The sequence below is a fragment of the Rhodanobacter sp. FW510-R10 genome, from assembly GCF_058781105.1.
The window spans coordinates 3034831-3047667 of record NZ_JBYSWL010000001.1 but is presented as its reverse complement, the minus strand read 5'-3'; the positions used below and the strand labels follow the sequence as shown (position 1 = coordinate 3047667).

Below are 12837 nucleotides of genomic sequence, written 5' to 3'. Positions count from 1 at the left end.
GTCGCCTGTCGCGGCCATTGACCAAGGAGCTTCTGCATGGACTTTGGAGTTTTCATTCCGATCGTGCTGTTCATCTGCATTGCCTACGCCATCAAGGTCGTGGTCGATGCCCGTGTGCGCAGTCGCATGATTGGTGCCGGCGGCTCGGAGGAACTGGTCAAATCGATCATGGTCGACGAGGAACAGCGTCGCCGGCATTCGTCGCTGCGTTGGGGCATTGTGCTGGTTTCCGTCGGCCTGGGGTTCGCGCTGATCCAGTGGTTCGGCTGGCAGGAAGTGACTCCCGGCATGGTCGCGGTGCTGGCGGGTGCGACCGGGTTGGGCAACCTGGTGTTCTTCGCCATCTCGCGCAAGCTGTCCTGAAGCTTGTACGGAAACCCGGGGTAACTAGCGGGGTCCGAGCCCCTTTCTGCAAAAGCGCACACGTTGGTCCAGCTGCGGTGTGGTCGAGCCCATGGGTGCTGCGCGTCATCCCCCGCTGGCCGAGCCACGCGCGCTAGCGGCATACACGCGCCCCGGCCGGCCGCAACCATTCGCTTTTTTGCCGCACAAACCCCTAGCATGCAGGCACCTCACGCGCTGGGGGAGCGACCTTGGATAACCTTGATTGCGTCATCGTTGGTGCCGGCTCTGCCGGTTGCGTGCTCGCCAACCGGCTCAGCGCGAATCCAGCCAAGCGCGTGCTGTTGCTTGAAGCCGGTCCGCGCGACTGGAATCCCTTGCTGCACATGCCCGCCGGCCTGGCCAGGCTGGCCAACAACCGGCACGTCAACTGGAATTACCGTACCGAGCCGGAACCCGCGCTCAATCAGCGCCAATTGTGGTGGCCCCGCGGCAAGACCCTTGGCGGCTCCAGTTCGATCAATGCCATGTGCTATATCCGCGGTGTGGCCGCAGACTACGACAGCTGGGCCGCAGCCAGCGGCGACGCACGCTGGTCCTGGCCACAGGTGCTGCCATGGTTCCTGCGCAGCGAGGACAACAGTCGTGGTGCCAGCGCGTGGCATGGTGCCGGTGGCCCACTGGGTGTTTCCGACCTGCGGTACCACAACGTGTTGTCAGCGGCTCTCATCGAGGCCGCGGTCAGCGCCGGGTTTGCGCGCAACGACGATTTCAACGGCGCCCGGCAGGCCGGGTTCGGGTTGTATCAGGTAACCCAGCGCGATGGCGTGCGCTGCTCGGCTGCGGCGGCGTGGCTCAAACCAATACGCGATCGGCGGAATCTGCAGGTACGCACCCACACCTTCGTCGAACGCGTGGTGATCGCCGGGGGCCGCGCAGTCGGTGTGCAACTGCGGCACGGGCGGCACGGCACGGAGCATGTGGAGGCCGGCGAGGTGATTCTCTGCGGCGGTACGATCAACTCGCCACAAGTGTTGCTGCTGTCCGGCATCGGGCCGGCCGACCACCTGCGGGCACACGGCCTCGACGTGGTCGCCGACCTGCCCGGGGTCGGCGGCAATCTGCAGGATCACCTGGACATCTGCACGCTGGACGCCAGTACGCAGAAAATCACTTACGATCACCTCAACGAGCTGACCACGGGGCTGCGCTGGTTGCGTCATCGCGACGGACCCGGCAGTTCCAATATCGCCGAAGCCGGTGGCTTTGTGCGCAGTCGCCTGGCCACGGACGACCGCTGCGACCTGCAGTTTCATTTCGTGCCTGCACTGCTCGATGACCATGGGCGCCATCGTCTGCCCGGCTATGGCTACACCTTGCACGCATGCCACCTGCACCCGCGCAGCCGCGGCCAGCTGCGGTTGCGTTCAGCAGATCCGGCGCAGCCCATCGCCATCCACGCCAATTACTTGAGTGACGCCGAGGGGCATGATCTGGCAACGTTGATCGAAGGGGCGCGCGTCGCGCGCGACATCATGAACCAGCCCGCGTTCGACGCCTACCGCGGACGGCCGATATTTCCTGCGAGCACCATCAGCATGGATGCCGAGTACGTCGATTTCATCCGGCGCAAGGCGGAGACGGTCTATCACCCGGTCGGCACCTGCCGCATGGGCAAGGACGATCACGCCGTCGTCGACAGCGAACTGCGCGTGCACGGCGTGCGAGGCCTGCGCGTGGTCGATGCTTCCGTCATGCCGACGCTGCCTTCGGGCAATACCAATGCCGCGACCCTCATGCTTGCCGAGCGGGCGAGCGAGTTGATTCTCGACGCGTGACCAACAACCAATGGGGTCGACTAACGGCGACTAACGGGGTCAGAGCCCCTTTCTGACGCGGTCTGCGGAGGGCGCTGACAGACGGGTGGAGGCGGGCGGGGCACGCTGGGGTTTTCGAGGAGAACCCGATACCTCGGCAGCCTCGCCCGGATCTTGCCGGTGTCCCGCAGCATGTGGTGCAGCGCGGGAACGACCGGCAGGCGTGCTTCTTTGAAGAGAGCAACTACCGCACCTACCCGACGGGGCTGCAGCAAGCGGCTCTACGCTACGGCTGTGCCGTCCACGCGTACGTGCTAATGACCAAAACAGGGGTCAGAGTGCACTTTCGGAAAGGTCGCCTGACACCCTTTTTTCAGTCCCTTGCGATGCCACCCTCGCTGGCGCCATGGAGTATGTTCTGCGCATCTCCGCACGCGGCGAAACAGCTACGGGAAGAACCATGGCGTGGGACGACATCGACCTGGACGCGTTGCGGCAGGATCGGAAGTTTTCGTACTACTTCCGCTATCCCCTCAACGGTCACGACTTCCATCCACTGCGCGTGGATGACCGCCTGCGGGGCCATTACGCATCGAAGGCGCTGCACTCGGCTTTGACGCCTGACGGACGCGTGGATCGCACCTCGACTTACAACGGCGATATCGTCGCCCTGTTCGTGCCACTTGAGGCCTGTACGCCCGGCGAAACCCAGCTGCTGCTCACCCATGTCGATCCGGGGCAGATCGTGCACGACAACGGTACGCGCAACTGGACGGTCATCCGCGGCGCCGCCGAAGCCTGCATCAGCGATGTTTTGCGCAGGGACGCCGCCGACGAATGACATGACGAAAGCCCGGCTTGCATGGTCGACGATCCCACTGAAGCGCAGCTTGGGCGCCGGGCCGGCCCGGCGAAGGTTGGCCACCCCCGGAAGCGCATGGAAAGAGCACTCTGCCCAGGCTTTGTAAACCCGACTTTCCAGCTGTTGCAGCCGTGCGCAGGAAGGCTCACCATGCGCGCGTCGCGCCGACGCTTCGACATGCTCGAACGCGGGCAGGGGCGCGACAGAGAGTGCGGGGCGGTACCAGCTTGGAGGCAGACACTGCCGTCAGTGTTGCCGCTGTTGCCGGCGACAACACGGGCGTCAGGTGTATTCGGGCTCGCCGGCGCTTGCGGCACCATGCTCGGCATGGGCGGCAGACCGGGTGGGCCATCGGTGTGCAACAAGCCAACCCGGGGGCGTCATGTCCACGAACCACGCGCAAGCGCTCTACATGCCCACCAGGCCGCTGGCCCTGGCCGTCGATCGCTGGATCTGGGTGTTCATGGCGGCGTTCTTCATCGCCATCACCCTGACCGGATTCATTCCCGATTCGCTCGGCAAGCTCGCCATGTTGCGGACGGGGGCGAGGCCGCCGTTCCCGCCGATCCTGCACCTGCACGCCGCGCTGATGGGCAGCTTCCTGCTGTTGCTGCTCACGCAGTCGTGGCTGATGGCGACCGGCCGCGCCGGCCGGCACATGCTGTTGGGCCGCGTGGCGTTCGGGCTGGTGCCGGCCATCGTCGTCACCGGCTTCGTTCTCGTCCCGACGATGTACCAGCAGGTCTGGAATGGCGCCCAGACAGCGCCGTCGCCGATCCGCGAGCAACTGGGGCAGACGCTGCGCTTCCTCGACAATGTCGCCTTGCTGCAGTTGCAGGCCGGTGTGCTCTTCTCCATCTTCATCGTGCTGGCCTTGCGCGCGCGGCGCCGCGATCCCGGCTTCCACAAGCGGATGATGTTCCTGGCGACGGCGTTGCCGCTGCAGGCGGCGATCGACCGGATCGAATGGCTGCCGTCCATCCACGCCGGCCCGCTGGTGACCGACCTCTACACGCTGCTGATCGTGTCGCCGCTGTTCCTGTGGGACGTGGTCCGGCAGCAGACGGTACCCCGCGTGTATCTGGTTTGGCTGGGCCTGTTCCTGCCCTTTGCCGTCACGGTCCAGCTGCTGTGGGACACGCCGGCATGGCACGCGCTGGTGCCGCGGGTGCTGGGGCCGTGATGGGGAGGCGCAGAAAAGGTGTCAGGGACAATTCCTGAAATCGAGGCGTAGGAAGTCAAGTTCGATCCGCTTGACTTCCTCCATGTCCTTTGCCCGGTTTCTGCCCACGGTGATGTCCGACTGCCCGCCCTTGGCGCTGACGCGGTCCTTCTTATTTGGGCATCGACACGGACCAGACCTTGCCGGTCCCGCGCTCGGTGAACCACAGGGTATCGCCGGCCGGTTCGACGCCTGTCGGGGTCTTCAGCCCGTCCTTGATGACGGTGACGTGGGCGGTGTCGCCGGTGATCGTCAGGCTGCTGATCTTGCCGCCACCGTTCTCGGCGACGAACAGCTTGCCGTTGGCGGCGCGCATGCCATCCGGCCCGTGGACCGGGGCATCCATCCAGATGTCGACCGGTGCGCCCGGCTTGCCATCGGGGCCCACCGGCACGCGGTAGAGCTTGTTGAAAAAGACATTGTTTACGTACAGCGTTCCGTTGAGGAAGGCGATGCCGTCGATGCCGAGCAGGCTGCGGTTGTCGAGGTAGAGCTTGGGGACTTGGGTGCCGGGCGCGAGGCGGTAGATCCTCTGGTTGGCGGTGTCGGTGATATAGAGCGCCTTGTCCGGCCCGACGGTGAAATCGTTGCAGGTGGAGTTGTCGCCCGGCAGGGTCCAACTCAGCTTCGGCGCGCCGGATTTCAGTTCAAAGCCGCGCAGGGCGGTGGTGCGGCGCACCGGGGAGGCTCCGGCCATGGGAGTCAGCTGGCAAGTCCACAAAGTGTGGGTTGCCGCATCGGCCAGTACGCCGAAAAAGAAGGTGCCGGGGCCGGCGGCGCTGGCATCGATGAAGGGCGCGGCCGTGGTGGCGCCCTTCTTCACCGTATAGACATAGGGAGTACTGGCGCTGCCGACGTACAGGGTGCCGTCCGGCCCCACGGCCATGCTTTCGGGTTGCGACTTGGCGTCGTGGATGACGATCTCCGCTGCGTGGGACGCTGAAGCAGAGGCGGCCAGGATGGCGAGGGCGAAGCAAACGGCGCGGATCATTGGCGTGTCCTTTGTCGTGGTCATGGGAGGGAGGGGAGTGGTGGTGGCCTTGTCTTCGCCTCCTGGCTTACTTCCCGGGGTAACGTGAAACAGGGCGCCTGGGTCGGCGTCTTCCAGCATCCATAACGTGCGTCGGCAGCCATCTCGACATCGGGGATGCGATGCCCTGCCGCCATTACAATCGAGTGTTAGTGATCCGGCAAGCGGCTGCGGTCAGAGTGCACTTTCGCAGCAGACTCGCAGTGGGACGTATTTGCCTTCATCCTGGCGGATCACAGGACGAGTCTGGCCATTTCGGTCGGTATCATGACGCTCGTCCTCAGTGTCAGCCTGCCTTATCTGCTGCATGACATTGACGCGCCCTACGCGAATTTCACCTTGCAGTTGCACCTCGTGTCGGCGGTGCTGATCGCCGCGTTGTACTTTTTTTCCAGCTATCAGCATCGCCTGCTGCTTGCACAGCTGACGGTTGATGAACTGGCACATCTCTCCAATACGGACGATCTCACCAAGCTGCCCAATCGCCGTTGCATGGCTGCGGTGATCGGGACCGAGCTTGCCGGCTCTGCTGATCATGGTGGCGGATTTGCGTTGATGGTTTTCGATGTCGACCACTTCAAGTCCATCAACGACCGGCTTGGACATGCTGTCGGCGACGCCGTTCTCGTGGCCTTGGCGACTCGCGCTGCGCAAGTATTCCGCAGCACGGACACCCTGGGCCGCTGGGGCGGCGACGAATTTGTGGCGCTGGTTCGGGGCATGGGACAGGAAGAGGCATGGCGCACGGCCAATGCGCTGTGCGGACGCCTGGCGGCGGAACCATTGGTCGACGGCCACCTCGTCACGATCAGCTGCGGGGTAGCGCTCGCCCGGCGTGGGGACAGCATCGACAGTTTGCTGCGGCGTGCCGATGCCGCGCTGTACTGGGTCAAACGTGCTGGCCGCAATGGTGCGCAGAGCTTCCTTGAGACAGAGGAGGCCCCCTGAGTCCAGAAACCCGAAACCGGGACGGAGGAAGTTAAATCCGACCCGGTTAACTTCCTCCGTCCCCTTTGCTTAGTGAACACGATGCCGCGGGGCTCCGATCGGCCCGGAATTGATCGGCATCAATATCGTGGCTTCCGCGCGGGCAGAGCATGCGTCATCCCGACAGGAGGGCTGGCGATGGACGAAGCGATCCGGCGCAAGATCCTCGACCTGCTCGATGCGCACCGCATCATGACGGTTGCCACGGTGCGCCCGGACGGCTGGCCGCAGGCCACCACCGTGGGTTACGTCAACGAAGGCCTGGTGCTGTACTTCCTGTGCGGGCTGGACAGCCAGAAGGCCCGAAACCTCACAAGCGACGACCGGGTGTCGCTGACCATCGACCACGACACGCCGGACATCATGACGATCACCGGCCTGTCCATGGCCGCGCGCGCGACCCTGGTGCTCGATCCCGGCGAGGCCGAGCGCGTGCTGCGCCTGCTGCCCACCAGGTACCCCGAGCAGGCAACGCCGCTGCCCTTCCCGATGCCCACCGCCGACCAGGTGCGCATCTTCCGCGTCGAGCCGACGGTGATCTCGGTGCTCGACTACACGCAGGGCTTCGGGCACGCGGACCTGGTTGCGTGCGGCGGAGGCGACCGCCCGACATCCACCGAGGGAATCGACATGAGCACGTTCGACACGTCGATCCGCGCACTGGCCACGCACAACCGTGACTTCCGCCGCGAGGTGGCCACCGGACCCCATTCCCAGATCGTGCTCATGTGCCTGCAGCCGGGCGAAGCGATCGGCGAGGAAGTGCACGACGACAACGACCAGATCTTCCTCGTGGCCAAGGGCGGGGGCGAAGCGGTCTTGGCGGACGCGCGCCAGCCGCTGGGCAAGGGCGACGTGCTGCTGGTGCCGGCCGGGACGCGCCACGACGTCCGCAACACCGGCGACAAGCGCCTGCGGCTGGTGACGATCTACGCGCCACCGCACCACGCGCCCGGCACCGTGCACCGGACCCGCGAGAACGCGATGCGCGCTGAGGCCGCGCAGCATGCCTGAACTCCGCGCGGGCGCGATGCCGTCGCCGCCCTGCGGCACGGGCGGTCCGGCATACTGAAAAAGTGCCGGGGACGAATTTTGATCGGCGACCAAGTCGTGTTGTTTGTGCCATTCGGGGACTCAGAACTGGTAATCGACGCCGAGGCCGATGCCGGTTGAGCCGAGGTGGATGGCGTTGCCGTCTTCCCGGCTGCGTTCATCCTGCCCGAGGTAGCGATGGACGATGTAGGCGACGGCTTGCCAGTGCGATGCGAACCGATACTCCAGACCCAGCTCCTCTTCCTCGTTGGTCTGCGCGATCCGCACTTCACCCCCTTCGGTACGCAAGCTGTTGACCCAGGGCAGCCGTCCCATCGTGACGTCTGCCGTGAGCTTCAGTGCATCGGTCAACGGATAGCGCAGGTGCAGGCCCACCATGGGCACGGGCAACTCCTGCACGTAGAAGTCCTCCTTCAGTTCGTGGCCGATGCTGTCGGCGGCAATGGTGCCGTCGAGCTTGAAGTTGAGCATCACGTAGGTCGCGCCCACGCTGCCCCACAAGCCGCCGCCGTTGCCGAAGTCGAGGAGCCGGTGCCAGTACGACGCGTCGAAGGCGATGAAGTCCTGGAAGCCGGTGGCGGTATCCAGGTGTCCAGGGGCGATGGTGGTGCCGTTGTAGTACACCGGTGCGCCGATCGGTGTGCGGCCGTCCAGCCGGCTGGTGGAAAACCCGAGGTGCAACTCGCTGGTGTCGGAGAGCGGCTTCCAGGCATTCAGACTGATCGTCTGCATGCGGTTGACGCCCAGTCCGCCGTGGATGGACAGCTGCGTGCCCTGGACGGCGTTTTCCCGCACGCGGACCCAGCCGTTGGGCACTGCCTGTTCGGCCTGGACTGCCACATGCCAGCTGTTGTCGTCTGCGTGCGCCGGAAGGCTGACCAGCCCGCATGTCACGAGCAGCACGGCGGCACTGCACAGGATGGATTGCGGGAAGCGTCTCGTTCTGGACATGGCGGGCGGAACAGGGTCTGGAAGCCGTCTCGATCCGACGTGAGTCCTGAAGCCGTGCCGTGAGTCTACTCCCCGTTTTTACGGTGCGAAGGCATCGCTGGATAGTTGCTTGGCCAAGCCGGCGATGCAGATGTTTTGGCTGGAGCCGAAGAGCCAGCCGCTTCCGTAGCGAATGCCGATATAGGCCAGGATCCCGAGCGCGATCGGGACGGGCCATAGCATCGAAGCCAGGAAATCGAAGCCGCTTTCCCTTCGTTTCGGCATGCTCTATCCCCTATGTGCGGATGGCTGGAAGCCGGACTCACGCGTTATGCGCCGGCTCTGAAAATCTCGTATCGCATGGCCAGGCGGTCGCGATCCGGGCGATCTTGTGTTCTGGACGGCAAGCGGATGATCTGCCTGTCGAGCTGCTTTATCGCCTCGAGCATCGGCCCATCCTTTTGCTCCAGCAGTCGTGCAGACACGTGCATTCGAAAGTCGGGATCGATGCCAATGAGATGTGCGTCGAAGGCGGCGTGGTGAATCTTCGACAATGGAATGCCGTTCGGCACTACTGGCTGGCCAAGGACCTCGTGTTTGTCCGGGATGATGTGTGCGGCATCGAGCAGCAAAGGCTCCGGCAAGCCGGATACTGCGCAACGCCCGTCGTACGCCGTAATCACGGCCTGGCGGAAGGCTGCCTGATGCAACCGCTGCTGGACGGTTCGCAATGCATAGCGACGCGCGGGCTCTGTATCGGGAAAGCGTGACTCGTCATAGGTGTTGGGGTCGCCAAAACCGATGGAGGCCTTGAGCGTTTCCCGATTCCATCCCCCTACGTAGCTGGGGACGATCGCGGTGAAGCAACCGGGCGCGATGCCGATGAAGTAGATGACGGGGATGCGGTTCTCGAGTGCTTCGCGCAGCCAGCGGTTGTCAGCCGCGTCGGGATCCTTGCCCATGAAGGCGTAGTCAACGAAGTCCGTGCTTTCGTAGAGCTGGCGGTGCACGTGCCGCTGGTCGTCGTACCAGACCTTGGCTCCTGGCCGCGGAAACACGGTCCGGATGGACAACAGGTAGCGCATCTGCCTTGGCTTGAAGATGCCGCGCTGAGGGTTCACGAGCGGGATTCGTTTCCTATCGAACACGAAGCCGTCGGCAAGGTCGTTCGAGGTGAGATGGTCGCGCGTGGCGCTGAGCAGCCGAACGTGCTGGAAAGCAGCCGCCCTCATGCGCTTATCAAGTTCTTCGCTGCTGCTCATCCCCTGTGCCTGTCTGCCCTGCTTCACCAGGTTAGGACAAAAAGGACCAAAGCACTCTCTGACGTCAATTGGGTCGCCAAGATGCCTAGGACGTTTTCCGGGAACGTCGATCTGACGCCGTTTTCCGGTTACGGTTCCGAGCCACTGTGCGCTGCGAGAACCCGGGCGACGTCTTCCTTCTTCGTACTCTTGGTCAGCGCCAGCATCAGGAGTACGCGCGAGTGCTGTACGTTGAGATCGCCGGCCGTCGTGCGTCCCTCGCGACCGGCCACCCGCCCCGATCCCGTGCGGCTGCCGATGATTACGCTCGCCCCTTCCTTTTTGGCGCGGCGAAGCCCGTCGCTCATGTCAGGCGTTGTGCCACCCGCACCCGCGCCGGCGATGACGAGTCCCCTTGCACCGGCTGCCAGGGAAGCGTCGATGAGCGCGCTGTCCTCTCCAGGGTAGACATAAATGATGTCCACGCGAGGCAGCGACGTGATCCCGGAGATGTCGAATGTCGATCGCTGCGTCGGGCGTGGGCGCTGGAAGAAGAGCGTGTCGTGATCGGCGATCGCGAGGGGGCCATGCTCGGGCGCCTTGAACGTTTCCACCCGCGAGGTGTTGGTCTTCGTCACCTCGCGTGCGGCAAAGAGGCGGTCGTCCATCAACACCATGGTGCCGCGGCCACGCGAAGCCGGCGCCGCCGCGGCACGCACGGCGTTGTAGAGATTGGCCGGCCCGTCGGCACCAACGGCGTCGGCCGGCCGCATGGAGCCAGTGACGATGACCGGTCGGTCGCCGGCCACGGTGAGATCCAGGAAGTAGGCCGTCTCTTCCATGGTGTCGGTCCCGTGGGTCACCACGATACCGGCGAGATCGGTGTCGTCATGGAAAGCAGCGTTGATCCGCTTGGCAAGCGCGAGCCACTGCGTGGGGCCGATTTTTTCCGAGCTGACGTTTGAGAATTGCTCGAGGCTCAACGTCGCGATCTTGTCGATGCCCGGCACGGCCTGGGTCAATGCTTCGGCACTGATCTTGTTCACCTTGCCGCCGCGATCGTGGTAGTAGTTGCCGGTCGACGCGATGGTGCCGCCGGTGGCGATGATCAACACCTTCGGCAGCGTTGACGGTTGTGCCGCAGTAGCCCGTGGGGCGGCAAACGCGGAGACGAACGTGAGCGCGATCGCGGCACAGGCTACGGAAAGGGCGGAGAGGCGATGGGCCAAGTCGTAGGCTCCTGGTAGGAAAGGAAGTGATCGAGGACACGAAATCCCGGCACGCAGGCAGTCTACATGGCAGTTCACGGGACCTTGGAACCGGGGCGGACGAAGTTGAGTGCGACCTCCTGTACTTCCCCCGTCCCATTTTGCCCTCGTTCCAGCCTGCGGCAGGCGAGGCAATCACGCTGCTGCCGGCCCGGAAAGTCAAGCTGACACCGTTTCAGTCGCGTGCGCGTTCGGCCATCGGCTCGGCATCCGCTTCGAACAATCGTTGCAAATCGACCAGCGCATCGCGGGTGCTCTGCATCAGCTTGGTCTCGTCGTCGTAGACCAGAGCCTGCTTCTGCAGCAGGTCCTCGTCGTGGCGGCGGAAGCGTTCCACGCGATCGACTGTCATCTCGTGCGACAGGCCCAGCGCCTCCAAGGTCTTGCAGGTCATCTTGAGGCTGGAGTGGAAGGTCTCGCGCACCGGGTCGTCCACGCCCAGGTCGAGCAGGCGGAACACGTGCTGGCGGTTGCGGGCGCGCGCCACGATCTTCAAGTGCGGGTACTGCCGCTTGACCAGCCGCGCGGTGCGCAGGTTCGCCTCCGGGTTGTCGGTGGCCAGCACGAACACCTCGGCGGTGGCCGCGTGCGCGGCGCGCAGCAGTTCCGGTCGCGCCGGGTCACCGAAGAACAGGTTGATGCTGCCGAAGCGGCGCGAGAAATCGACCTGGTCGGCCGAATGCTCCAGCGCCACGAACGGAATCCCCTGCGCGCGCAACACGCGTCCGATGATCTGCCCGACGCGTCCGAAGCCGGCAATGATGACCCGCGGCGGCGCCGTGTCGATGGTGTCGAACTCGCGCGCCGGCGGGCGCGGCCGCAGGTCCAGCGCCTTTGCTGCCAGCACCACCAGCAGCGGCGTCAACGCCATGCTCAGTGCGATCACCAGCATCAGCAGGTCGCGTTGCGCGATGCTGAGCAAGCCTTGCTCGGTGGCCAGCCGCAGCACCACGAAGGCGAATTCGCCGCCGCAGGCGAGCAGCACCAGCATGCGCAGCGTGTCGGAACGATTGAGCCCGCACAGCCAGCGTCCCAGCGGCCACAGCAGGGCGCCCTTCAGCGCCAGCAGCAGCGCCAGCAGGGTCAGCACCAGGCCGGGTCGATGCCACAGCAGCGACAGATCCATCGACATGCCGACGCTGATGAAGAACAGCCCCAGCAACAGTCCCTTGAACGGCTCGATGTTCGATTCCATCTCATGCCGGTATTCGGAATCGGCCAGCAGCACGCCGGCGAGGAACGCGCCCAGGGTGGCCGACAGGCCCGCCAGTTCCATCAGCCAGGCCACGCCCATCACCACCAGCAGCGCGGTGGCGGTGGACACCTCGACCGAATCGGACTTGGCCACGAAGCGGAACACCGCGCGCAACACATAGCGGCCACCGACCACCACCGCCACGATCACCGCGATCGTGCGCAGCACGCCCAGCAGTTCCACATGCGAGGCCGGGGACGCCGCCAGCAGGGGCAGGGCCGCGATCAGCGGAATCGCCGCCAGGTCCTGGAACAACAGCACGGCGAACACCTGGCGTCCATAGGCGGAACCCGCCTCCTTGCGCTCGGCCAGGATCTGCAGGCCGAACGCGGTGGACGAAAGCGCCAGGCTGCCGCCCACCACAAAGGCCGCCTTGCCGTTGAGTCCGAACAGGTAGTACGCGATCGCGCCGATCGCCAGGCCGCTGGCCAGCACCTGCAACAATCCGGTGCCGAACACCGAGCGGCGCATCACCCACAACCGCTGCGGCGACAGCTCCAGCCCGATCACGAACAGCATCAGGACCACGCCGAACTCGGCGATGTTCGCCACGCCCGAGGTGTCGTGGATCAGGCCCAGCAGCTGCGGCCCGATCGCCATGCCCGCCAGCAGGTAGCCCAGCACGGCGCCCAGCCGGAAGCGCTTGGTCAACGGCACCGCGATCACCGTGGCGAGCAGGAACACCAGGGCCGTCTGCAACAGATGATGGCTGTCCACGCGTCGGCAACTCCGGTGAGGGAGGCTGGATTATTCCACGCCGGCAATAACCGCATGATCAGCATCGCCGGCACCCGCGTGGGCAGTTCTGGTGAACATCGTTCAGCGGCGAA

General features: G+C 64.9%; 12 protein-coding genes. 6 read left to right on the top strand and 6 right to left on the bottom strand.

All coding sequences use genetic code 11. From position 1 onward, the window contains the following. The first annotated feature begins 36 nt into the window (after positions 1–36). The 4 genes from AC3WJB_RS13245 (at position 37) to AC3WJB_RS13230 (ending at position 4204) form a co-directional block, all read left to right on the top strand. On the top strand, positions 37–363 hold the full coding sequence (locus AC3WJB_RS13245) for a DUF6249 domain-containing protein (RefSeq protein WP_492682282.1): 327 nt from the start codon (positions 37–39) through the stop codon (positions 361–363). Positions 364–593: 230 nt separating this feature from the next. Then, positions 594–2180 carry a GMC family oxidoreductase gene (locus AC3WJB_RS13240; RefSeq protein ID WP_492682280.1) on the top strand — a complete coding sequence of 529 codons (1587 nt, stop codon included), beginning with the start codon at positions 594–596 and terminating at the stop codon, positions 2178–2180. A 439-nt stretch (positions 2181–2619) separates the two neighbouring features. Beyond that, entirely contained in the window at positions 2620–3000 is a 381-nt protein-coding gene (locus tag AC3WJB_RS13235; protein WP_492682278.1) for a hypothetical protein, read from the top strand. Between the two features lie 403 nt (positions 3001–3403). Continuing rightward, positions 3404–4204, top strand: a complete 801-nt coding sequence (locus AC3WJB_RS13230) for a hypothetical protein (protein WP_492682276.1) — start codon at positions 3404–3406, stop codon at positions 4202–4204. 151 nt (positions 4205–4355) lie between these two features. On the opposite strand, the gene AC3WJB_RS13225 is transcribed toward AC3WJB_RS13230, so the two are convergent. Beyond that, the gene (locus AC3WJB_RS13225; RefSeq protein WP_492682274.1) at positions 4356–5234 is read right to left on the bottom strand and encodes an SMP-30/gluconolactonase/LRE family protein; all 879 of its coding nucleotides are present in this window, start codon (positions 5232–5234) and stop codon (positions 4356–4358) included. Between the two features lie 306 nt (positions 5235–5540). Between AC3WJB_RS13225 and AC3WJB_RS13220 the strand changes: the two genes are divergently transcribed. Both AC3WJB_RS13220 and AC3WJB_RS13215 read left to right on the top strand, forming a co-directional pair. After that, entirely contained in the window at positions 5541–6221 is a 681-nt protein-coding gene (locus tag AC3WJB_RS13220; protein ID WP_492682272.1) for a GGDEF domain-containing protein, read from the top strand. 177 nt (positions 6222–6398) lie between these two features. Next, entirely contained in the window at positions 6399–7274 is an 876-nt protein-coding gene (locus tag AC3WJB_RS13215) for a pyridoxamine 5'-phosphate oxidase family protein (protein WP_492682270.1), read from the top strand. Positions 7275–7394: 120 nt separating this feature from the next. On the opposite strand, the gene AC3WJB_RS13210 is transcribed toward AC3WJB_RS13215, so the two are convergent. The 5 genes from AC3WJB_RS13210 to AC3WJB_RS13190 all read right to left on the bottom strand — a co-directional run bounded on the left by AC3WJB_RS13210 (position 7395) and on the right by AC3WJB_RS13190 (position 12724). Continuing rightward, positions 7395–8264 carry a hypothetical protein gene (locus tag AC3WJB_RS13210; protein WP_492682268.1) on the bottom strand — a complete coding sequence of 290 codons (870 nt, stop codon included), beginning with the start codon at positions 8262–8264 and terminating at the stop codon, positions 7395–7397. A gap of 78 nt (positions 8265–8342) precedes the next feature. After that, positions 8343–8528 (bottom strand): hypothetical protein, encoded by a 186-nt coding sequence (locus AC3WJB_RS13205; protein WP_492682266.1) that lies wholly within the window; start codon positions 8526–8528, stop codon positions 8343–8345. Positions 8529–8572: 44 nt separating this feature from the next. Beyond that, a complete protein-coding gene (locus tag AC3WJB_RS13200) occupies positions 8573–9505 on the bottom strand; it encodes an HNH endonuclease (protein ID WP_492682264.1) in 933 nt (310 codons plus the stop codon). A gap of 128 nt (positions 9506–9633) precedes the next feature. Next, entirely contained in the window at positions 9634–10713 is a 1080-nt protein-coding gene (locus AC3WJB_RS13195) for an asparaginase (protein ID WP_492682262.1), read from the bottom strand. A gap of 214 nt (positions 10714–10927) precedes the next feature. Further along, positions 10928–12724, bottom strand: a complete 1797-nt coding sequence (locus AC3WJB_RS13190; protein WP_492682260.1) for a monovalent cation:proton antiporter-2 (CPA2) family protein — start codon at positions 12722–12724, stop codon at positions 10928–10930. Positions 12725–12837: the final 113 nt, after the last annotated feature.

Bases quoted from the DNA above. Each gene is read 5' to 3' on its own strand.
- AC3WJB_RS13200 (WP_492682264.1), bottom strand. From the start codon at position 9,505: ATGAGCAGCAGCGAAGAACTTGATAAGCGCATGAGGGCGGCTGCTTTC.
- AC3WJB_RS13235 (WP_492682278.1), top strand. From the start codon at position 2,620: ATGGCGTGGGACGACATCGACCTGGACGCGTTGCGGCAGGATCGGAAG.
- AC3WJB_RS13220 (WP_492682272.1), top strand. From the start codon at position 5,541: ATGACGCTCGTCCTCAGTGTCAGCCTGCCTTATCTGCTGCATGACATT.
- AC3WJB_RS13215 (WP_492682270.1), top strand. From the start codon at position 6,399: ATGGACGAAGCGATCCGGCGCAAGATCCTCGACCTGCTCGATGCGCAC.
- AC3WJB_RS13225 (WP_492682274.1), bottom strand. From the start codon at position 5,234: ATGATCCGCGCCGTTTGCTTCGCCCTCGCCATCCTGGCCGCCTCTGCT.
- AC3WJB_RS13210 (WP_492682268.1), bottom strand. From the start codon at position 8,264: ATGTCCAGAACGAGACGCTTCCCGCAATCCATCCTGTGCAGTGCCGCC.
- AC3WJB_RS13205 (WP_492682266.1), bottom strand. From the start codon at position 8,528: ATGCCGAAACGAAGGGAAAGCGGCTTCGATTTCCTGGCTTCGATGCTA.
- AC3WJB_RS13245 (WP_492682282.1), top strand. From the start codon at position 37: ATGGACTTTGGAGTTTTCATTCCGATCGTGCTGTTCATCTGCATTGCC.
- AC3WJB_RS13230 (WP_492682276.1), top strand. From the start codon at position 3,404: ATGTCCACGAACCACGCGCAAGCGCTCTACATGCCCACCAGGCCGCTG.